19 protein-coding genes are annotated in these 17,884 nt (G+C 62.8%); 11 read left to right on the top strand and 8 right to left on the bottom strand.

All coding sequences use genetic code 11. From position 1 onward, the window contains the following. The first annotated feature begins 243 nt into the window (after positions 1-243). Both IB263_RS17125 and pyc read left to right on the top strand, forming a co-directional pair. A complete protein-coding gene (locus IB263_RS17125; RefSeq protein ID WP_034802969.1) occupies positions 244-984 on the top strand; it encodes an autoinducer binding domain-containing protein in 741 nt (246 codons plus the stop codon). 119 nt (positions 985-1,103) lie between these two features. Next, on the top strand, positions 1,104-4,562 hold the full coding sequence (pyc, locus tag IB263_RS17130) for a pyruvate carboxylase (RefSeq protein WP_192438750.1): 3,459 nt from the start codon (positions 1,104-1,106) through the stop codon (positions 4,560-4,562). Positions 4,563-4,683: 121 nt separating this feature from the next. On the opposite strand, the gene IB263_RS17135 is transcribed toward pyc, so the two are convergent. From IB263_RS17135 to IB263_RS17150, 4 genes are all read right to left on the bottom strand, one after another. After that, positions 4,684-5,445, bottom strand: a complete 762-nt coding sequence (locus tag IB263_RS17135) for an amino acid ABC transporter ATP-binding protein (RefSeq protein ID WP_060586573.1) — start codon at positions 5,443-5,445, stop codon at positions 4,684-4,686. Beyond that, positions 5,442-6,122, bottom strand: coding sequence for an amino acid ABC transporter permease (locus IB263_RS17140; RefSeq protein ID WP_089044284.1), 681 nt, complete (start codon positions 6,120-6,122; stop codon positions 5,442-5,444). The genes IB263_RS17135 and IB263_RS17140 overlap by 4 nt, the downstream gene beginning before the upstream one ends. A 106-nt stretch (positions 6,123-6,228) precedes the next feature. Then, complete coding sequence (locus tag IB263_RS17145; RefSeq protein ID WP_089044285.1) at positions 6,229-7,002, bottom strand: amino acid ABC transporter substrate-binding protein; 774 nt, start codon at positions 7,000-7,002, stop codon at positions 6,229-6,231. Then, positions 6,999-7,220, bottom strand: a complete 222-nt coding sequence (locus IB263_RS17150) for a hypothetical protein (protein ID WP_134885887.1) — start codon at positions 7,218-7,220, stop codon at positions 6,999-7,001. Before IB263_RS17150 ends, IB263_RS17145 begins: the two co-directional genes overlap by 4 nt. A 55-nt stretch (positions 7,221-7,275) precedes the next feature. Between IB263_RS17150 and IB263_RS17155 the strand changes: the two genes are divergently transcribed. The 4 genes from IB263_RS17155 (at position 7,276) to ispG (ending at position 11,072) form a co-directional block, all read left to right on the top strand. Beyond that, positions 7,276-8,058: a DeoR/GlpR family DNA-binding transcription regulator gene (locus IB263_RS17155; protein ID WP_192438751.1), complete on the top strand. Its 783-nt coding sequence runs from the start codon at positions 7,276-7,278 to the stop codon at positions 8,056-8,058. Further along, positions 8,055-8,441, top strand: coding sequence for a glyoxalase/bleomycin resistance/extradiol dioxygenase family protein (locus IB263_RS17160; RefSeq protein ID WP_060611270.1), 387 nt, complete (start codon positions 8,055-8,057; stop codon positions 8,439-8,441). The genes IB263_RS17155 and IB263_RS17160 overlap by 4 nt, the downstream gene beginning before the upstream one ends. Positions 8,442-8,470: 29 nt before the next feature. Beyond that, positions 8,471-9,655, top strand: a complete 1,185-nt coding sequence (locus IB263_RS17165; RefSeq protein ID WP_162728796.1) for an MFS transporter — start codon at positions 8,471-8,473, stop codon at positions 9,653-9,655. A 163-nt stretch (positions 9,656-9,818) separates the two neighbouring features. Then, the gene (gene ispG, locus IB263_RS17170; protein WP_060521580.1) at positions 9,819-11,072 is read left to right on the top strand and encodes a flavodoxin-dependent (E)-4-hydroxy-3-methylbut-2-enyl-diphosphate synthase; all 1,254 of its coding nucleotides are present in this window, start codon (positions 9,819-9,821) and stop codon (positions 11,070-11,072) included. A 28-nt stretch (positions 11,073-11,100) separates the two neighbouring features. On the opposite strand, the gene IB263_RS17175 is transcribed toward ispG, so the two are convergent. The 3 genes from IB263_RS17175 to IB263_RS17185 form a co-directional block, all read right to left on the bottom strand. Continuing rightward, positions 11,101-11,742, bottom strand: a complete 642-nt coding sequence (locus IB263_RS17175) for a LysE family translocator (RefSeq protein WP_192438752.1) — start codon at positions 11,740-11,742, stop codon at positions 11,101-11,103. 82 nt (positions 11,743-11,824) lie between these two features. Beyond that, positions 11,825-12,880, bottom strand: coding sequence for a histidinol-phosphate transaminase (hisC, locus tag IB263_RS17180; protein ID WP_192438753.1), 1,056 nt, complete (start codon positions 12,878-12,880; stop codon positions 11,825-11,827). Between the two features lie 4 nt (positions 12,881-12,884). Further along, positions 12,885-13,799, bottom strand: a complete 915-nt coding sequence (locus IB263_RS17185) for a polyprenyl synthetase family protein (protein ID WP_090295225.1) — start codon at positions 13,797-13,799, stop codon at positions 12,885-12,887. A 145-nt stretch (positions 13,800-13,944) separates the two neighbouring features. On the opposite strand from IB263_RS17185, the gene mtgA reads away from it, so the two are divergent. The 5 genes from mtgA to IB263_RS17210 all read left to right on the top strand — a co-directional run bounded on the left by mtgA (position 13,945) and on the right by IB263_RS17210 (position 17,089). Further along, positions 13,945-14,718: a monofunctional biosynthetic peptidoglycan transglycosylase gene (gene mtgA, locus IB263_RS17190; RefSeq protein ID WP_113187463.1), complete on the top strand. Its 774-nt coding sequence runs from the start codon at positions 13,945-13,947 to the stop codon at positions 14,716-14,718. A 102-nt stretch (positions 14,719-14,820) separates the two neighbouring features. Continuing rightward, positions 14,821-15,555, top strand: coding sequence for a DUF1868 domain-containing protein (locus IB263_RS17195; protein ID WP_192438754.1), 735 nt, complete (start codon positions 14,821-14,823; stop codon positions 15,553-15,555). After that, on the top strand, positions 15,552-16,199 hold the full coding sequence (locus IB263_RS17200; protein ID WP_192438755.1) for a glutathione S-transferase family protein: 648 nt from the start codon (positions 15,552-15,554) through the stop codon (positions 16,197-16,199). The genes IB263_RS17195 and IB263_RS17200 overlap by 4 nt, the downstream gene beginning before the upstream one ends. Positions 16,200-16,344: 145 nt before the next feature. Beyond that, the gene (rpmF, locus tag IB263_RS17205) at positions 16,345-16,530 is read left to right on the top strand and encodes a 50S ribosomal protein L32 (protein ID WP_034802928.1); all 186 of its coding nucleotides are present in this window, start codon (positions 16,345-16,347) and stop codon (positions 16,528-16,530) included. Positions 16,531-16,687: 157 nt separating this feature from the next. Beyond that, a complete protein-coding gene (locus tag IB263_RS17210; protein WP_034802925.1) occupies positions 16,688-17,089 on the top strand; it encodes a membrane protein in 402 nt (133 codons plus the stop codon). A 94-nt stretch (positions 17,090-17,183) separates the two neighbouring features. Here the strand turns inward: IB263_RS17210 and phaR are convergent, their stop codons facing one another. Next, the gene (gene phaR / locus IB263_RS17215) at positions 17,184-17,762 is read right to left on the bottom strand and encodes a polyhydroxyalkanoate synthesis repressor PhaR (protein WP_034802922.1); all 579 of its coding nucleotides are present in this window, start codon (positions 17,760-17,762) and stop codon (positions 17,184-17,186) included. Between the last annotated feature and the right edge of the window lie 122 nt (positions 17,763-17,884).

Consider the following 17,884-nt stretch of genomic DNA (forward strand, 5'->3'; position numbering starts at 1 on the left):
CAATGGGAAGCCGTAGCCGGACGCAGGACAGCCACTCGTTTTCCCGTTTCGCTCGTCTGTGAGCTTGGCGAGAATATTCATAGTCTGCTATCTGTCGTGCCAACTCCGATTTCTTGCATATTTCGCATAAGACCGGGCGTGGTATGACGGATTATCGCGGGTGCAACATGAATGGTCGCTGAACGGTGCCTTTATGTCCGGATTCGGAAATGCGACCATATGCATCGACCTGGAAGGTGATCCATGAACATTACGCTGCTCGTACAGTTTCTCGCGCTTCTGGAGGAGATGAAGACACGCGAGGAAATCATCCCGGAATTCGAGCGCCTGCTCGATCGCTGCGGCTTCGACTTCTACGGTGTCGTGCGCCAGCCCAAGCCGCATGACAACCCGCTGAGGCTGCTGCTTGCCGGTCGCTGGCCCGAGGGCTGGCCACAGATCTATATCCGCAAGAAGTTCGTGGTGATCGACCCGACCATCCGCTATCTCGGCCATGCCCAGCGCGGTTTCCGCTGGCGCGATACGCTGTTTGCTTTCCGCTCCGATCCGCATCGCAAGCGCATGGAAAGCATGATGATCGAGGCCCGCAACCACGGTCTCTACGACGGCTACATCTTCCCGGTGCACGGCCGGCGCGGCCTGCTCGGCAACCTGACGGTCGGCGGCCGCGTCGTCGACTTGAGCCCTGTCGAGATAAGCCTGTTCGACTCGATCGCCAAGCGGCTGTTCTGGAAGCTCTTGGACCTGACCGACCCCGAGGTTTCGGCCGAGCTCGGTTCGCGCGTCGAAGTGCAAATGACGCGGCGCGAAATGGAAGCCCTCAATTATCTCGCCGACGGACTGACCTCCAACGACATCGGCAAGGTGCTGGATATTTCGAGCCACACGGTCGATTGGTACATGAACGGAATCCAGGAAAAGCTGAAGGCCAAGAACCGCCACCACGTCGTGGCGATCGCCTTCCGCCTCGGCCTGATTTCCTAAAGTCGAAAGGCATTCGGTTTCCTGTCGCATCTGAAATTGCGCTCTGCCCGGTGACCCGCTAATACTTTATTTCGCGGGTGCAGCATTTCCCGCAATATCAAGTCATTGAGGAGACCGACTTGCCTATCTCGAAGATCCTTGTTGCCAACCGTTCTGAAATTGCCATCCGCGTCTTTCGCGCTGCAAACGAACTCGGTCTGAAAACGGTCGCGATATGGGCGGAAGAGGACAAACTCGCGCTGCACCGCTTTAAGGCGGATGAAAGCTACCAGATCGGCCGCGGCCCGCATCTTGCGCGCGACCTCGGCCCGATCGAAAGCTACCTGTCGATCGAGGAAGTGATCCGCGTCGCCAAACTCTCGGGTGCCGACGCCATTCATCCGGGCTACGGCCTGCTGTCGGAAAGTCCGGAATTCGTCGATGCTTGTGACGCCGCCGGCATCATTTTCATCGGTCCGCGCCCGGCGACGATGCGCCAGCTCGGCAATAAGGTCGCAGCCCGCAACCTCGCCATTTCCGTCGGCGTTCCGGTCGTGCCGGCCACCGATCCGCTGCCGGACGACGAAAAGGAAATCCATCGCCTCGCCGCCGAGATCGGCTACCCGGTCATGCTCAAGGCCTCCTGGGGCGGCGGCGGACGCGGCATGCGCGCCATTCGCGATCCGAAGGATCTGATCCGCGAGGTGACGGAAGCCAAGCGCGAGGCCAAGGCCGCCTTCGGCAAGGACGAGGTCTATCTCGAAAAGCTGGTCGAGCGCGCCCGCCACGTCGAAAGCCAGATCCTCGGCGACACCCACGGCAATGTCGTGCATCTGTTCGAGCGCGACTGCTCCATCCAGCGCCGTAACCAGAAGGTCGTCGAGCGCGCGCCGGCGCCCTACCTCTCCGATGCGCAGCGGCAGGAACTGGCCAACTACTCGCTGAAGATCGCCAAGGCGACCAACTACATCGGCGCCGGCACCGTCGAGTATCTGATGGATGTGAACACCGGCAAGTTCTACTTCATCGAAGTGAACCCGCGCATCCAGGTCGAGCACACCGTCACCGAAGTGGTGACCGGCATCGACATCGTCAAGGCGCAGATCCACATTCTCGACGGCGAGGCGATCGGCACGCCGGAATCGGGTGTGCCTGACCAGGCTGACATCCGCCTCAACGGCCACGCGCTGCAGTGCCGCATCACCACGGAAGATCCGGAGCAGAACTTCATTCCCGACTACGGCCGCATCACCGGCTATCGTTCGGCGGCCGGTTTCGGCATCCGTCTCGACGGCGGCACGGCCTATACCGGCGCCTACATCACCCGCTACTACGATCCGCTGCTGGTGAAGGTCACGGCCTCGGGCAGCACGCCTCAGGAAGCGATCAGCCGCATGGACCGGGCGCTGCGCGAATTCCGTATCCGCGGTGTGGCGACCAACCTCACCTTCCTCGAGGCGATCATCGGCCACGAGCAGTTCCGCAACAACACCTACACCACCCGCTTCATCGATACGACGCCGGAACTCTTCCAGCAGGTCCGGCGCCAGGACCGTGCGACGAAGCTCTTAACCTATCTCGCCGACGTCACCGTCAACGGTCATCCGGAGGCCAAGGGTCGTCCGAAGCCGCCGGCGGATGCGGCCAAGCCCGTCGTGCCGTTCATCCAGGGCGAAATCCCCGCCGGTACCAAGCAGAAGCTCGACGCGCTCGGCCCGAAGAAATTCGCCGAGTGGGTGCGCGGTGAAAAGCAGGTTTTCCTGACCGATACGACGATGCGCGACGGCCATCAGTCGCTGCTTGCGACCCGCATGCGTACGCATGACATCGCCCGCGTCGCCGGCACCTATGCTCGTGCGCTGCCGCAGTTGTTCTCGCTCGAATGCTGGGGTGGTGCGACCTTCGACGTTTCCATGCGCTTCCTCACCGAGGACCCGTGGGATCGTCTCGCCCGCATTCGCGAGGACGCGCCGAACCTGCTGCTGCAGATGCTTTTGCGCGGCGCCAACGGCGTCGGCTACAAGAACTACCCCGACAACGTCGTGAAGTACTTCGTGCGCCAGGCGGCGAAGGGCGGTATTGACGTCTTCCGCGTCTTCGACTGCCTCAACTGGGTCGACAACATGCGCGTGTCGATGGAGGCCGTTGCTGAAGAGAACCGCATCTGCGAGGCGGCAATCTGCTACACCGGCGACATCCTGAACTCGGCCCGCCCGAAGTACGATCTCAAGTACTACACGGCATTGGCGGCCGAGCTCGAAAAGGCCGGCGCGCACATGATCGCCGTCAAGGACATGGCGGGCCTGTTGAAGCCGGCCGCCGCGCGCGTGCTGTTCAAGGCGCTGCGCGAAGCGACGGACCTGCCGATCCACTTCCACACCCACGACACCTCGGGCATTGCGGCTGCGACCGTGCTTGCCGCCGTCGACAGCGGCGTCGATGTCGTCGATGCGGCGATGGACGCACTCTCCGGCAACACCTCGCAGCCCTGCCTCGGCTCGATCGTCGAGGCTCTGCGCGGCTCGGAGCGTGATCCGGGCCTCGATCCCGAATGGATCCGCCGCATCTCCTTCTATTGGGAAGCAGTGCGTTACCAGTACGCCGCCTTCGAAAGCGACCTCAAGGGACCGGCGTCGGAAGTCTACCTGCACGAAATGCCGGGCGGTCAGTTCACCAACCTCAAGGAGCAGGCCCGTTCGCTCGGGCTGGAGACCAAGTGGCACCGCGTTGCCCAGGCCTATGCCGATGCCAACCAGATGTTCGGCGATATCGTCAAGGTGACGCCGTCCTCCAAGGTGGTCGGCGACATGGCACTGATGATGGTCTCGCAAGACCTGACGGTTGCCGACGTCGAGAACCCGGCCAAGGATATCGCCTTCCCGGATTCGGTCGTCTCGATGCTGAAGGGCGATCTCGGTCAGCCTCCGGGCGGCTGGCCGGAAGCGCTGCAGAAGAAGGCGCTGAAGGGCGAGAAGGCTTACACCGCCGTTCCCGGCTCGCTGCTGCCGCCGGCCGATCTCGACGCGGAGCGCAAGGCGATCGAGGACAAGCTCGAGCGCAAGGTCGACGACTTCGAGTTCGCCTCCTACCTGATGTACCCGAAGGTCTTCACCGATTACGCGGTCGCGGCCGACACCTATGGTCCGGTCAGCGTGCTGCCGACGCCGGCCTATTTCTATGGGCTTGGACCGGGCGAGGAGCTGCAGCCGGAGATCGAGCGCGGCAAGTCGCTGGTTATCCTGCACCAGGCCAAGAGCGAGCCGGACGAGAAGGGCATGGTCAAGGTGTTCTTCGAACTCAACGGCCAGCCGCGCCTGATCAAGGTTCCGGACCGCAACCGCAGTGCGACGAGCGCCGTGCGCCGCAAGGCCGAGGGCGGCAACGCCGCCCAGCTCGGCGCGCCGATGCCGGGCGTCATCTCGACCGTCGCGGTTCATCCGGGCCAGGCGGTTAAGGCCGGTGACGTGCTGCTCTCGATCGAGGCGATGAAGATGGAAACGGCGCTGCATGCCGAGAAGGACGGCACGGTCGCCGAAGTTCTGGTGCGCGCCGGCGACCAGATCGACGCCAAGGACCTGCTGATCGTCTTCGACGCGTAAGCGTTTGCCACACGGACAGACAAAAACGGCCGGATGCGAATCCGGCCGTTTTTGTTTTGCCATGGATGAGACAACGGCTGCTTAGCGCCTAGGCCAATGGAACCGGTCCCAATGCTTCCCTTCAGATCTCGTAGTCGTGAGGAGCGCTGAGCGAGGCAATGAACTTCTTCGTTCGCTCGCGCTCGGGCGCCGAGAAGATCGTCTTTGGCGCGCCGCTTTCGACGATGAGGCCGCCGTCGAGGAAGATCACCTTGTCGGCAACGCGCGAGGCGAGCCGGAGGTCGTGGGTGGCCATGACCATGGTGGTGCCTTCGCGGGCAAGCCGGCTCAGGACTTCGACCACTTCTTCCGCCAGTTCAGGGTCGAGCGCCGAGGTCGGCTCGTCGCAGAGAAGCACGCGCGGCGAAGGGGCAAGGGCACGGGCGATCGCCACGCGCTGCTGCTGGCCGCCGGAAAGTGTTGCCGGCCAGGCGTCGGCCTTGTGCGCCATGCCGACCTTTTCGAGCAGTTCCATTGCCCGGGTCTTTGCCCTGTCCGCCGGCCATTTCAGCACGGTGACGAGGCCTTCCATGACATTGCCGAGTGCGGTCTGGTGCGGGAAGAGCTGGAAGTTCTGGAACACCATGCCGGTCTGCCGGCGCAGACGCTGGATCGCCGTCCAGCCGATCTTGCGGCCAGGGGCGAATTCAAGCTTCTCGTCGCCAAGCTTGATCGATCCGGAGGTCGGGATCTCCAGAAGGTTGATGCAGCGCAGCAGCGTGCTCTTGCCGCCGCCGGACGGGCCGACCAGCGCGGTCACAGTGCCCTCGGCGAGCGTCACGGAAATATCCTTCAGCACGAGATTGTCGCCGAAGCGCTTTTCGATGTGGGAGAGCTCGATCATGTGCGTGCCTCCAGGAAGCCGCCATAGCGGGCGAAGCGTCGCTCCAGCCTGACCTGCAGGGCGGAAAGAACGGAGCTCATGGCAAGATAGATCAGCGCCGCCTCGATGTAGAGGATCAGCGGCTCGTAGGTGGTGGCGACGATGCGCTGCGCTGTCTGGAACATCTCGGGCACAGTAATGGCGGCGGCAAGCGACGTATCCTTCACCAGCGAGATGAATGTGTTCGACAATGGCGGCACGGCGACGCGGGCTGCCTGCGGCAGGATCGTGCGGCGCATCGCCTGGCTCCAGCTCATGCCGATCGAATAGGCTGCCTCCCATTGTCCGCGCGGGACCGACGAAATCACCGCGCGAATGATCTCGGAGGTGTAGGCGCCGACATTCAGCGAGAAGCCGATGAGCGCTGCGGTGAAGGCGTCGAGCAGGATGCCGGCGCTCGGCAGGCCGTAAAAGATCACGAAGAGTTGGACCAGCAACGGCGTGCCGCGGATCACCCAGACGTAAAAGCGCGCGATCCAGGCGACCGGTGCCGGCCCGAAGAGCCGGGCGACGGCGGTGACGAGCCCCAGGATCAGGCCGAAGATGAAGGAAAGCAGCGTCAGGGGGATGGTAAAGGTCAGGCCGGCCCAGAGCAGGGACGGCAAGGATTCCAGCATCAGTGGGAGCCAGGTGGTCAAGGGCGAGCCTTTCAAAAAGCGCGATCCGCCCCGGGGTCCGGAACGGATCGCTTTTCATAGCCGAGAATGGCCGGCTGAGAAACCGGCCGAGGGCCCAGTGATCGGGTTACTTCGAGACGTCGGCGCCGAAGTACTTCTGCGAGATCTTGTCGTAAGTGCCGTCGGCCTTGATGTCGACGAGCGCCTTGTTGATCGCCTCGAGAAGCTCCGGCTCGCCCTTGCGGATGATGATGCCGGAGAAGTCGGCATCGGCCTGCTCAGCGGCGATCTTGACCGGGGCGTCAGGCTTCTTCTTCTTGAAGTCGAGGAAGGAGAGGCTGTCGTTGATCGTCGCGTCGGCACGGCCGGTCAAGACGAGCTGGATCGACTGGTCGAAGCCGTCGGTGCCGACGAGTTCGGCGCCGGACGCGGTTGCGAGCTTGCCGAAGTTGCTGGTCAGCGACTGGGCCGACTTCTTGCCCTTGAGATCGGCAAAGCCCTTGATCTCTTCGTTGTCCGACTTGACGATCAGCACGGCCTTGGAGGCGATATAGGGTTCGGAGAAGTCGTACTTCTTCTTGCGCTCCTCGGTGATGCCGACCTGGTTGATGACCGTGTCGTAGCGGTTGGCGTCGAGGCCGGCGATCAGGCCGTCCCACTTGCCTTCGAGGTATTCAGCCTTGACGCCGAGCTTCTCGGCGACGGCGTGGCCGATCTCCACGTCGAAGCCGACGAGCGCGCCGGAGGCGTCGTGATAGGTGAACGGGGCATAGGTGCCCTCGGTGCCGATCTTCAGGACACCGGCAGATTTGATCGCATCGAGGTTCTCGCCGGCTTCAGCGGAGCCAAGTGCGGCAACCTGCATCAGAGCGGCGGCAAACAGCGTGGGGAGGAGTTTCATCGTGATTTTCCATCTTCTTTCTTGCCCGGCCCGTCGTCCGGATTGAGCGGACAATCGCATAAAAAATCGGCGATCTGAGCGTATAAAACACCAATTCCTGAGCGTTTTGATGAAGAATTTTCCTCGAATTGACCCCGATTGCGCGCAAAAGCCACGGTTTGTCGAAATTCGCGCGCCGCTCCGATTTGGGCGCTGCGCCGGCTTGAAAACGGTTTCAAAAGTTGCTATGCACATTTATCGCGATTCATGCACGTTTATGCACGGTTAGTGAAAATGTCAGGCGAACTCCTTCTTCGTGAGCGAAAGACGCTGATCCAGGAGCGGTTGAAGGCCAATGGCCGGGTGCTGGCTGCTGATCTTGCGGCTGAGCTTAGCGTTTCCGAAGACACGATCCGCCGTGATCTCCGGGAAATGGCGGCGGCAGGACTGTGCGAGCGCGTCTATGGTGGCGCACTTCCGGTCGCGCCGGCGGCCCATAGCACATTGCGAGAACGGGTGGCGATGGCGCCGGAACGCAAGGCGGCTCTGGCGCGTACGGCGGTCGGCCTGATCAAGCCTGATATGACCGTGTTCCTCGATGCCGGCTCGACCAATCTTGCGATCGCGCAACTGATCGAGCCGGAACTGCCGGTCACCGTCGTCACCAACACACCGCTGATTGCCGTCGCGCTCATGGAGAAGCCGGGCGTCGATCTGATCCTGCTCGGCGGCCCGCTCAACCGTGCCGTCGGTGCGGCGATCAGTGCGCGGGCTCAGCGCGATGTGGAACTGCTCCGGCCCGATCTCTGCTTTCTCGGTACGTGCGGCGCCGATGCCGCTGCGGGCCTGACGGCGATCTATTTCGAGGATGCGGAATTCAAGCGGCTCATTGCGTTGCGCAGCCGGCGCCTGGTTGTCGCCGTCACCAGCGACAAGCTCGGTACGGCCGCCGCGCACGGGGTCGTCGATATCAATGACAAGGTGACGCTGCTGCTCGAGGCGGATGCGTCGGCCGAGCATCGGTCGGCCTTCGAGGCGACAAGGGCAGAGGTCCTGATGGCGGGAGAGACGGAATGACGACGATCACGCATGTGGCGCTCTGGACGCGGGACCTCGAGGCGATTGCCAGCTTCTGGTCGTCCTTCTTCGGCGCCGAAGTCGGCGAGATCTATGAAAGCCGACGGCGGCCGGGCTTTCGCTCGCGGTTCCTGACGCTTGGCGACGGGCCGGCATTCGAGATCATGGAAGGCCCCTGGGTTGGGCAGGCCGATCCGGCTGAAGAACGTACCGGCCTTGCCCATGTGGCGCTGTCGCTCGGCAGCGAGCAGGCGGTCGAGGCGATGGCCGCGCGCGCCGAGGCTAAGGGCATTCTGGTCGCAAAACCGCGATGGACCGGCGATGGCTTCTATGAGGCTGTTGTTCGCGACCCCGATGGAAATCTGATCGAAATCACAATTTGAGCCGGGCGACCCGGCACAGAGGCAAGACCATGGACCAACGTTCTCCTTCCGCGACCGTCCGCCAGGGCTACATGACCCGCAACCGGCTGGCGGTTTCGCTGCTCTTCCTATTGAACGGCTTCGTCATCGGCAGTTGGGCGCCGAAGATCCCGGAATTCAAGGACCGGCTCGGCATCAGCGAAAGCGTGCTCGGCCTGTTGATCCTGATGTTCGGTATTGGCTCGCTGGTGCTCATGCCGATTGCCGGCGGCTATATCGCCCGTGTGGGGTCGCAGAAGGTGGTCAAGGTCACCGCCATCATCCTGTCGCCGTTGCTTCTGCTTCTGACGCTTGTCCCCGATGTCTGGACGGCGGCTGTCGCCATGTTCCTGCTTGGCGGTTTTGCCGGCGCGATGGACGTCGCGATGAACGCCAATGCGGTCGAGGTCGAGAAATCCATGCGCCGGGCGATCATGTCGTCCTGCCATGCCTATTGGAGCCTCGGCGGCCTTATCGGTGCCGGTATCGGCGGCTTCCTCATGGCCCGCTTCGGTGTGCTGCCGCATGTCCTCGTCGTCACTGCGATCTGCCTGGTACTGATCGTCGCCGCTTGGCCGATGATCCTGGCCGACAAGCCGCATCCGGGCGCAGCCAAGGAAAAGCTGCGCCTGCCGATGACGCCGCTCCCCTGGCTGATCGGCATCATGGCGCTGTTCTCGATGGTGCCTGAGGGCACAGTGCTCGACTGGGGTGCGCTTTATCTGCGCAACGAGCTTGGCGCCTCCGTTGAGCTTTCCGGCTTCGGCTTTGCCGCCTTCTCCGCCACCATGGCGACCATGCGTTTTGCCGGCGATTTCGTGCGGGATCGCTTCGGCGCCAAACGGACGCTCCGCATCTGCACCGTCACGGCACTCGTCGGCATGATCGTCGCGGGCACGGCGCCCAATGCCTATATCGCCATCCTCGGCTTTGCGATCGCCGGCATCGGCATCTCCAACATGGTGCCGATCGCGTTTTCGGCCGCCGGCAACATGCCGGGCCTGCAGCCGGGCATCGGGCTCTCGGTCGCGACCTTCATGGGCTATTCCGGCATGCTGTTCGCGCCGTCGCTGATCGGCTTCGTTGCCGAGCATACGGGCTTTGCCATCATCTTCGCCTCGGTGCCGCTGCTCTTCATCGTCGTGCTTCTCTTGTCGCACCATGCGGTCCATGCGGATCACGCTAAGGGGCACTGAGACGGAACAGCGCCATCAAATCGCCGTCAGGGCATGATGTCGCCGTTGACAATCAGGCTTTCCTCATCCACCTGATGGGCAAATGGCCAGGGCGAGTTGAGGAAAGTCCATGTGGGTTCTGCCCGCATCCTCGCCCGGCTCAGTGACCCACGAAGAGGCCTTCATGTCTTCCGCCTTCGATTTCGATCCGCAGCCCCGCCGCGCCTCCGTCGCCGTCGATGTCGGCGGCGTCATCGTCGGGGGCGGCGCACCGGTCGTGGTCCAGTCGATGACCAACACCGATACGGCCGATATCGATGGGACCGTGGCCCAGGTGGCCGCGCTGCACAGGGCCGGTTCGGAACTGGTGCGCATCACCGTCGACCGCGACGAGAGTGCGGCGGCGGTGCCGAAGATCCGCGAGCGGCTCGAGCGCCTTGGTCTCGACGTGCCGCTCGTCGGCGACTTCCACTATATCGGCCACAAGCTGCTTGCCGATCATCCGGCCTGCGCCGAGGCGCTGGCGAAGTATCGCATCAATCCGGGCAATGTCGGGTTCAAGGACAAGAAGGACAAGCAGTTCGCCGAGATCGTCGAGATGGCGATCCGCTACGACAAGCCGGTGCGCATCGGTGTCAACTGGGGTTCGCTCGACCAGGAACTGCTGACGCGGCTGATGGACGAGAACAAGGCGAACGGCTTTCCGCTGACGGCGCAAGAGGTGACGCGCGAGACGATCGTGCAGTCGGCGCTGCTCTCGGCGGAACTCGCCGAAGAGATCGGTCTGCCGCGCAACCGCATCATCCTTTCGGCCAAGGTTTCCGGCGTTCAGGACCTGATCGCCGTCTATGCCATGTTGTCGGCCCGCTCGGACCACGCACTGCATCTCGGCCTCACCGAGGCAGGCATGGGCACGAAGGGCATCGTCGCCTCGTCCGCTTCGCTCGGCATCCTCATGCAGCAGGGCATCGGCGATACGATCCGCATTTCGCTGACGCCTGAGCCCGGCGGCGACCGCACCCGCGAGGTGCAGGTGGCGCAGGAATTGCTGCAGGTCATGGGTTTCCGTCAGTTCATCCCTGTTGTTGCCGCCTGTCCCGGCTGCGGACGCACCACGTCCACGGTGTTCCAGGAACTCGCCCAGAAGATCCAGGACGACATCCGCCGCAACATGCCGGTCTGGCGCGAGAAGTATCCCGGCGTCGAGGGCCTGAAGGTCGCGGTCATGGGCTGCATCGTCAACGGCCCGGGCGAAAGCAAACATGCCGATATCGGCATCTCTTTGCCCGGCACCGGCGAAATGCCGGCCGCCCCCGTCTTCATCGACGGCGAGAAGGCAATGACGTTGCGCGGCCCCAACATTGCCGGCGACTTCGAGACGCTGGTTTCCGACTATATCGAGAAGCGCTACGGCCGCGGCCAGGCGGCCGCTGAGTAAGCAGCCGCGCTTTGTCCACGCTGTGGCCTCAGAGCCGTGATGTCAGCAGCTTGAAGCCGGCAAAGGCGAAGAAGCCGGCCATCAGGCTCTCGATCAACCGCCTGGACTTGAGATAAGCGTGGTGTACCGGCGTGAGCGAGAAGACGATCGCAAAGCCGCAGAAGGTCATCAGACCCAAGACCATGCAGCCGCCGATAAAAGTGGCGGTAACGCCGACCGGCGCGCCCGCGGGCATGCCGAGTGACACCAGCATGATCCAGGAGAAGATCGCCTTGGGGTTCGTCAGGTGGATGCCGAGCCCCTTGAGATAGAGCCGCTTCAGCGAGGTCTGCACCTTTGCCGTCGGTACGATCGCGCTCTTCTCGCTACGCATGGCGGCGCGCAGTGCGTTATAGGCGAGCCAGAAGAGATAGCAGGCGCCGGCGATCTTCAAGACGATGATCGCGTGGCCATAGGCGCGGATCAGCGCCGAGAGACCGGAGGCCGTCAGCATTGCCCAGGTGTAACTTCCCGTCAGAACGCCAAGGGCAAGCGCCAGGCCCGCCTTTCGTCCCTGGCTGACCGAGGTGGTGATGATCGCCAGGATCGCCGGCCCCGGCGATGCGGTCGCGATCAGATAGGCGGTCCAGGCAATGAGAAGCTGCGGCAGATAGGGCGTCAGGTCGAACATGCGAGAAAAGCTCCGGCTCGGTCGCCGGAGGCTAGATCAGTCCATCGCTTGTTTGAAACGGCGAAAATGTCACCGAGACAACTTAGAGGATCTCGTCTAGCGCCTCGATCAGGCGCGCGCATTCGGCATCGGTGCCGATGGTGATGCGCAGGAAATCGGAGATGCGCGGCTTGGCGAAATGGCGCACCAGCACGGCGCGCTCGCGGAGCGCCTTCATCAGCGTTTCTCCGCTATGGCCGGGATGCCGTGCGAAAACGAAGTTTGCCGACGAAGGCAGCACCTCGAAGCCGCGCGCTGTCAGTTCGGCCGTGAGCCGGTCGCGCGACGCGATGATCTTGGCGCAAGTGTCCTCGAACCAGGTTTCATCCTCGATCGCTGCGATGGAGCCGGCCTGGGCCGGGCGGCCGAGCGGATAGGAGTTGAAGCTGTCCTTCACCCGCTCCAGCGCCTCGATCAGCGGGCGCTGGCCAATGGCGAAGCCGACGCGCAAGCCCGCAAGTGCGCGCGACTTGGAGAAGGTCTGGACGACCAAGAGGTTCTCGTATTTCGAAACCAGTTCTGCGGCCGACTGGCCGCCGAAATCGACATAGGCCTCGTCGATGACGACGGGCTGGTCCGGATGGCTTGCGACCAGCCGCTCGATGTCGGCGAGCGGCAAAGCGATGCCGGTCGGGGCATTCGGGTTCGGCAGGATGATGGCGCCGCAGGGCCGGTCGTAGTCGGCGAGATCGATCTCGAAGCGATCGCTGAGCGGGATCTCGATCGTGTCGATCTCGAAGAGCCGCGCATAGGTCGAATAGAAGCTGTAGGAGATATCCGGATAGAGCAGCGGCGCGTCGTGCTTCAGCAAGCCGGCGAAGATGTGCGCCAGCACCTCGTCCGAGCCGTTGCCGACGAAGACTTCTTCGGCGGTCACGCCATAGCGTACGGCGATGGCCTGGCGCAGCTTCAGCGCCAGCGGGTCCGGATAAAGGCGAAGATCGCTGCTCGCTGCCGCGGCGATCGCGTCGAGCACCTTCTCAGACGGACCGTAGGGGCATTCGTTGGTGTTGAGCTTCACCAGGTTGGCGATGCGCGGCTGTTCGCCAGGCACGTAGGGCTTCAGCTTGGAGACGATCGGCGACCAGTATTTGCTCATGGATCTAGCTCCTGCGATTGGCGATGAAACGGGCGGCTTCGACGAGAATGGCCGAGCGCGCTCCATAGGGCGCAAGCAGCGCTTCGGCTTCGACGACCAGTTGCTCCAGCCGGTCTTCCGCCCAGGTCTGGCCGTTGAGCGCGACCAGCGTGCCCTTGCCACGGGCGGCGTCCTTGCCGGTTGCCTTGCCCATGGTCTCCGCATCCGCGGTAAGGTCGAGCAGGTCGTCGGCAAGCTGGAAGGCAAGGCCGATCTTTTCGCCGAAGGCGCGAAGCCGCGCGCGGTCCTCCTTCGAAGCGCCGGCGACGATGGCGCCAGCCTCGCAGGCAAAGCGGATCAGGGCACCTGTCTTCATCGCCTGCAGCGTGACGATCCCGGCCTCGTCCGGTGGCGACTTTTCCGCGGCCAGGTCGAGCGCCTGTCCGCCGGCCATGCCGCCGTGGCCGGCGGCGCGTCCGAGCGCCAGGATCAGTTCCACCTTCTGCGCATCCGAAAGCGCTGTCTCGGGTGCTGCGATGATATCGAAGGCGAAGGTCAGCAGGCTGTCGCCGGCAAGAATCGCCGTCGCCTCATCGAAGGCCCTGTGCACGGTCGGCTGGCCGCGGCGCATGTCGTCGTCGTCCATCGCCGGCAGGTCGTCATGGACCAGCGAATAGCAATGCACGCATTCGAGTGCCGCGCCGACGCGCAAGGCCGCATCGCGATTGCCGCCGAGCAGATCGGCGCATTCGATCACCAGGAAGGGGCGCAGACGCTTGCCGCCGTTCAGCACGCCGTGGCGCATGGCCGCGAGCAGGTTTGCCGGCCGGGCGATTTCGTCGGCTTCCGTCGTCTGGCCGAGCAGACGTTCCAGCAGACCCTCGACGGTGCGGGCATTGGTGGCGAGGCGACGGGTAAAAGGCGATGTGTCCTGGCTCATGCGCGCTCTTTGACATGGGCGAAGAGGGCTTTCAACGGGGATTCGTGTCGCAGCCGCGCGCTTTCCCTGGGACAGCCTTCTCCGCGCCTTGCCTTTTGCCAGAAAGCCCGTTCAACTCTGCCTGCGCATGCACTAAGAGAAGCGGATGGACAGCGAGGTGAACAGTCAGGCCGCGAACGTCGTTCCGGAAGCGCGCGAGGAGGGCGAATTGCCTTCCAGTCGCTGGTCTTCGCTTCGCCGGACGTTGCGCACGCGTCGCCGCCAGATCGTCCTGGCTGTTCTGGGCTTTCTCGTCCTTCCCTACGCGCTGATCATTCTCTACCTGGTGGAGTTCATCCATCCCGTCTCGACGCTCATGCTGCGCGATCTCGTGCTGCTGCGCGGCTACGATCGGCAATGGGTCGAGTTCGATGATATCGCCCCGGTTCTGGTGCAGTCGGTGATGATGTCGGAGGACGGGCAGTTTTGCGCCCATGACGGCGTCGACTGGGGCCAGATGCGGGGCGTGGTCGAGGATGCGCTCGAAGGGGAATCCACCCGCGGCGCGAGCACCATTCCGATGCAGACGGTCAAGAACCTCTATCTCTGGAACGGTCGCTCCTTCCTGCGCAAGGGCATGGAACTGCCGCTGGCGGTCGCCGCCGACTTCGTGTGGAGCAAGCGGCGGATGATGGAGATCTATCTGAACATCGCCGAATGGGGCGACGGGATCTATGGTATCGAGGCGGCCGCCCGCCATCATTTCGGGGTTTCGGCGTCGAAGCTCTCGCGCCGGCAGGCGGCGCTGCTTGCGGTGTCGCTGCCCAATCCGAAGGAGCGCAACGCCGGAAAACCCGGCCGCGGTCTCAAGCGTCTGGCGAACCTGATCGAGCGCCGCGCCAGCCGCTCCGGCGGTTACATCACCTGCCTTTATAATTAGGATCAGACCTTTTCATTGGATGGGCTCGTCGGGCGATGTCATGCTCGCGTTGTAGAGTTCTGCCATCTGGGCCTCTCTCCCTTCGAAAGGCCCGATTGCTCCATGACCTTGATTTCCCCCTCGCTTCTCGCCCTTGGCCGTAGCGCCAACGATGCCCCGCCGAGACATCTCGGCACGCGCTACAACACCGAAGGCCAGTTCCTTTCGGAACCGGGCAACACGGTCGTGTCTCACGTTGCCGCCGGATCGCCGTCCGAGGCCGCCGTGCTTGCGGTGCGCGACCGGTTGATGGCGATGCCCGAGGCGCGGCAGTTCGCCTTTACCCAACCGTCCAGCCTGCACATGACGATCTTCCAGGGCATCATCGAACACCGCCGGAAGCTCCCTTACTGGCCGGCTGGCATGCCGCTCGATACGCCGATCGAGGTGATGACGGCGCACTACCGCGAACGGCTTGCGCATTTTGCGCCGCTGGAGCAGTTCCGCGCCCGCGTGACCGAGATCACGCCGACGGGCCTTGCGCTCGAAGGCGACGGTGCCGCCGACCGCGCCTGTCTCAAGGCCTGGCGCGACGCTTTCGCGGGAGCCTTCGGCTATCGCCATCCGGATCATGACGACTACCAATTCCACATCACCTATGCCTACCCCGTCGACTGGCTCGACGATGCGGCGCTGCCGCGCTGGCAGGCGATGCTGGACGAGCAGCTCGCTTTTCTGCGCGAGCAGGCGCCGGTGATCGCGCTCGATCCGCCGGCCTTCTGCTCGTTCGAGGACATGAACCATTTCGAGGAACTGATCGTTTTCTCGGAGAGACCAGCAATCAAGGAACAGAAATGACCGGACTTACACTCTATGTCGGCAACAAGAACTATTCGTCCTGGTCGATGCGGCCATGGATCGCGATGACGGCAGCCGGCATCGATTTCTCGGACGTGGTCGTTCCGTTCGATTTCGCGGCCGGCAATCCGGAGATCCGGGCAATCTCGCCGACCGGAAAGGTGCCGCTGCTGCGCCACGGGGACCTGCTTATCTGGGAATCACTGGCGATCATCGAATATGTCGCCGAACTCTTTCCCGACGCCGGGCTGTGGCCGGCCGACCCTCAGGCGCGCGCCCGGGCTCGCAGCTATTCGATGGAGATGCTGTCAGGTTTCCGCGCTCTGCGTGGTGCCTGCCCGATGAACATCCGTCGGCCAAAGCAGGCGCTGGACGTTGGCGCGGACGTCCGCGCGGACGTGGCACGTATCGAGCAGATCTGGATGGAGGCGCTTGCGCGTTCCGGTGGCCCGTTCCTCTTCGGGTCCTTCAGCGCGGCCGATGCGATGTACGCGCCTGTGGTTAACCGCTTCGACGTCTATGATCTCGTTGCGGATCGAGAAACGCTCGGCTACATGAACCGTGTGAAGGCACATCCGGCGTTCCTGAAATGGGAGGAGTCCGCCCGCGCAGAGCCGTGGGTCGTCGCCGAAGACGAGGTCTGAAAAGGTCGAGTCGAAAAATTGCCCGTGGGGACTGGTCAAACGGCAGTTGTCCATGTATAAGCGCGCCAAATTTCCGTGATTAACATCTGTTTTACACGGCCATTTCGGCTGCTGAACAGTGTTTGCCCGATAAGTGGAGAATGAAATGGCTGTACCTAAAAGAAAAACGAGCCCGTCCAAGCGTGGCATGCGCCGTTCGGCTGACGCTCTGAAGACCCCGACCTACGTCGAAGACAAGAACTCCGGCGAACTGCGTCGCCCGCACCACATCGACCTGAAGACCGGCATGTACCGTGGCCGTCAGGTTCTGACCCCGAAGGAAAGCGCATAAGCGTTTCCGTTCGCGGATTAGGTTCAAAGGGCTGGCTCTGCCGGCCCTTTTGTTTTGCATCTGACATGATCTTGCTTGGACGCCTTGGTATCGCTGGCGCCTTGCGTGACGACGCCGCATAAACATGGTCCACCATAAACGCGGTCAAGGAGTTCTGATGCTTGCTGCCATACCGCTGCTGATCCTGCCTTTTGCAATCTACAATCTCGCGATGATCGGAATGTTCGGCGGCCTCGCCGGCCTGAACGCCGACATGGTGTCGCTCTCCATGCTATCAGGCGCGACCTGGACGATGCGCTTCGGCGACCTTCTGATCGTCGGCGCCCTGCTGCTGCTCTTCGTCGAATTGCTGAAAGCGACGCGCACGAGCAGCCGCGCACTGATGGATCATCTGCTCTCGATGATCCTGTTCATCGTCTTTTTGATCGAATTTCTGCTGCTCGCACCGGCGGCAACGCAGCTCTTCTTCATCCTGATGACCATCAGCTTCATCGATGTTATCGCCGGCTTTGCCGTGTCGATGCGCTCGGCCGGCCGGGACGTGTCGATCGGCCTCTAGGTTCAGACGGTTCGGGGCGACGCCGCCCCGATTTCCGCGATCTCTGTTCAGGTGAGGTGAAGGCAGGAACCGTATTCCTGCCTGGTGGTCCTGCTTAGCCGAGATTGTCGAGCTTGGTCTGGAGCGCGCGAAGCTGCTCCTTCAGCTCGTCGATATCCTTGGCTTCGGCCTTCTTTGTTTCCTTCACGGGCGGCGCGGTGATGAAGGGCGAAAACATCTGCATGGCCTGATGGAACATCTCGGTGTTGCGACGCACCTGCTCTTCGACAAGTTGCAGCGGAACCTGCAGGTTTTTGCCGAGCGGCGTGTCGCCGAAGGCCTTGTTGATCTGCTCGCGCATCTGCGACTGCTGCTCGGTGAAAGCCTGCATCGAGTGTTCGAGATAGCTCGGCACCACCATCTGCATCTGGTCGCCGTAGAACGAGATCAGCTGGCGCAGGAAGGAGATCGGCAGCAGCGTGTTGCCGGTCTTGGACTCCTGCTCGAAGATGATCTGCGTCAGCACGGAATGGGTGATGTCCTCGCCGGATTTTGCATCCTGAACGATGAAGTCCTCACCCTTCTTCACCATCACAGCCAGGTCGTCGAGCGTGACATAGGTGCTGGTCCCGGTGTTGTAGAGCCGCCGGTTCGCATATTTTTTGATAACGATCTGGCCTTCGTGCTTCGCCATCAGGGTCTCCTCTCCCCCATCATCCCGTCTTTATTGCGTTTTTCAGAGTATCCGCAAAAGCGCGCCGCTGACAATGTCTTTGTGCGTTGCGGCGACGCAAGTGCAAAATCTTGCGGTTGCGT

Origin of the sequence: Ensifer sp. ENS03, from assembly GCF_014852035.1 — a bacterium.
Classification (GTDB): Bacteria; Pseudomonadota; Alphaproteobacteria; order Rhizobiales; family Rhizobiaceae; genus Ensifer; species Ensifer adhaerens.

Bases quoted from the DNA above. Each gene is read 5' to 3' on its own strand.
- IB263_RS17125 (WP_034802969.1), top strand. From the start codon at position 244: ATGAACATTACGCTGCTCGTACAGTTTCTCGCGCTTCTGGAGGAGATG.
- IB263_RS17135 (WP_060586573.1), bottom strand. From the start codon at position 5,445: ATGATCGAGCTCTCCCACATCGAAAAGCGCTTCGGCGACAATCTCGTG.
- IB263_RS17145 (WP_089044285.1), bottom strand. From the start codon at position 7,002: ATGAAACTCCTCCCCACGCTGTTTGCCGCCGCTCTGATGCAGGTTGCC.
- IB263_RS17155 (WP_192438751.1), top strand. From the start codon at position 7,276: ATGTCAGGCGAACTCCTTCTTCGTGAGCGAAAGACGCTGATCCAGGAG.
- IB263_RS17160 (WP_060611270.1), top strand. From the start codon at position 8,055: ATGACGACGATCACGCATGTGGCGCTCTGGACGCGGGACCTCGAGGCG.
- IB263_RS17165 (WP_162728796.1), top strand. From the start codon at position 8,471: ATGGACCAACGTTCTCCTTCCGCGACCGTCCGCCAGGGCTACATGACC.
- ispG (WP_060521580.1), top strand. From the start codon at position 9,819: ATGTCTTCCGCCTTCGATTTCGATCCGCAGCCCCGCCGCGCCTCCGTC.
- IB263_RS17175 (WP_192438752.1), bottom strand. From the start codon at position 11,742: ATGTTCGACCTGACGCCCTATCTGCCGCAGCTTCTCATTGCCTGGACC.
- hisC (WP_192438753.1), bottom strand. From the start codon at position 12,880: ATGAGCAAATACTGGTCGCCGATCGTCTCCAAGCTGAAGCCCTACGTG.
- IB263_RS17185 (WP_090295225.1), bottom strand. From the start codon at position 13,799: ATGAGCCAGGACACATCGCCTTTTACCCGTCGCCTCGCCACCAATGCC.
- mtgA (WP_113187463.1), top strand. From the start codon at position 13,945: ATGGACAGCGAGGTGAACAGTCAGGCCGCGAACGTCGTTCCGGAAGCG.
- IB263_RS17195 (WP_192438754.1), top strand. From the start codon at position 14,821: ATGACCTTGATTTCCCCCTCGCTTCTCGCCCTTGGCCGTAGCGCCAAC.
- IB263_RS17200 (WP_192438755.1), top strand. From the start codon at position 15,552: ATGACCGGACTTACACTCTATGTCGGCAACAAGAACTATTCGTCCTGG.
- rpmF (WP_034802928.1), top strand. From the start codon at position 16,345: ATGGCTGTACCTAAAAGAAAAACGAGCCCGTCCAAGCGTGGCATGCGC.
- IB263_RS17210 (WP_034802925.1), top strand. From the start codon at position 16,688: ATGCTTGCTGCCATACCGCTGCTGATCCTGCCTTTTGCAATCTACAAT.
- phaR (WP_034802922.1), bottom strand. From the start codon at position 17,762: ATGGCGAAGCACGAAGGCCAGATCGTTATCAAAAAATATGCGAACCGG.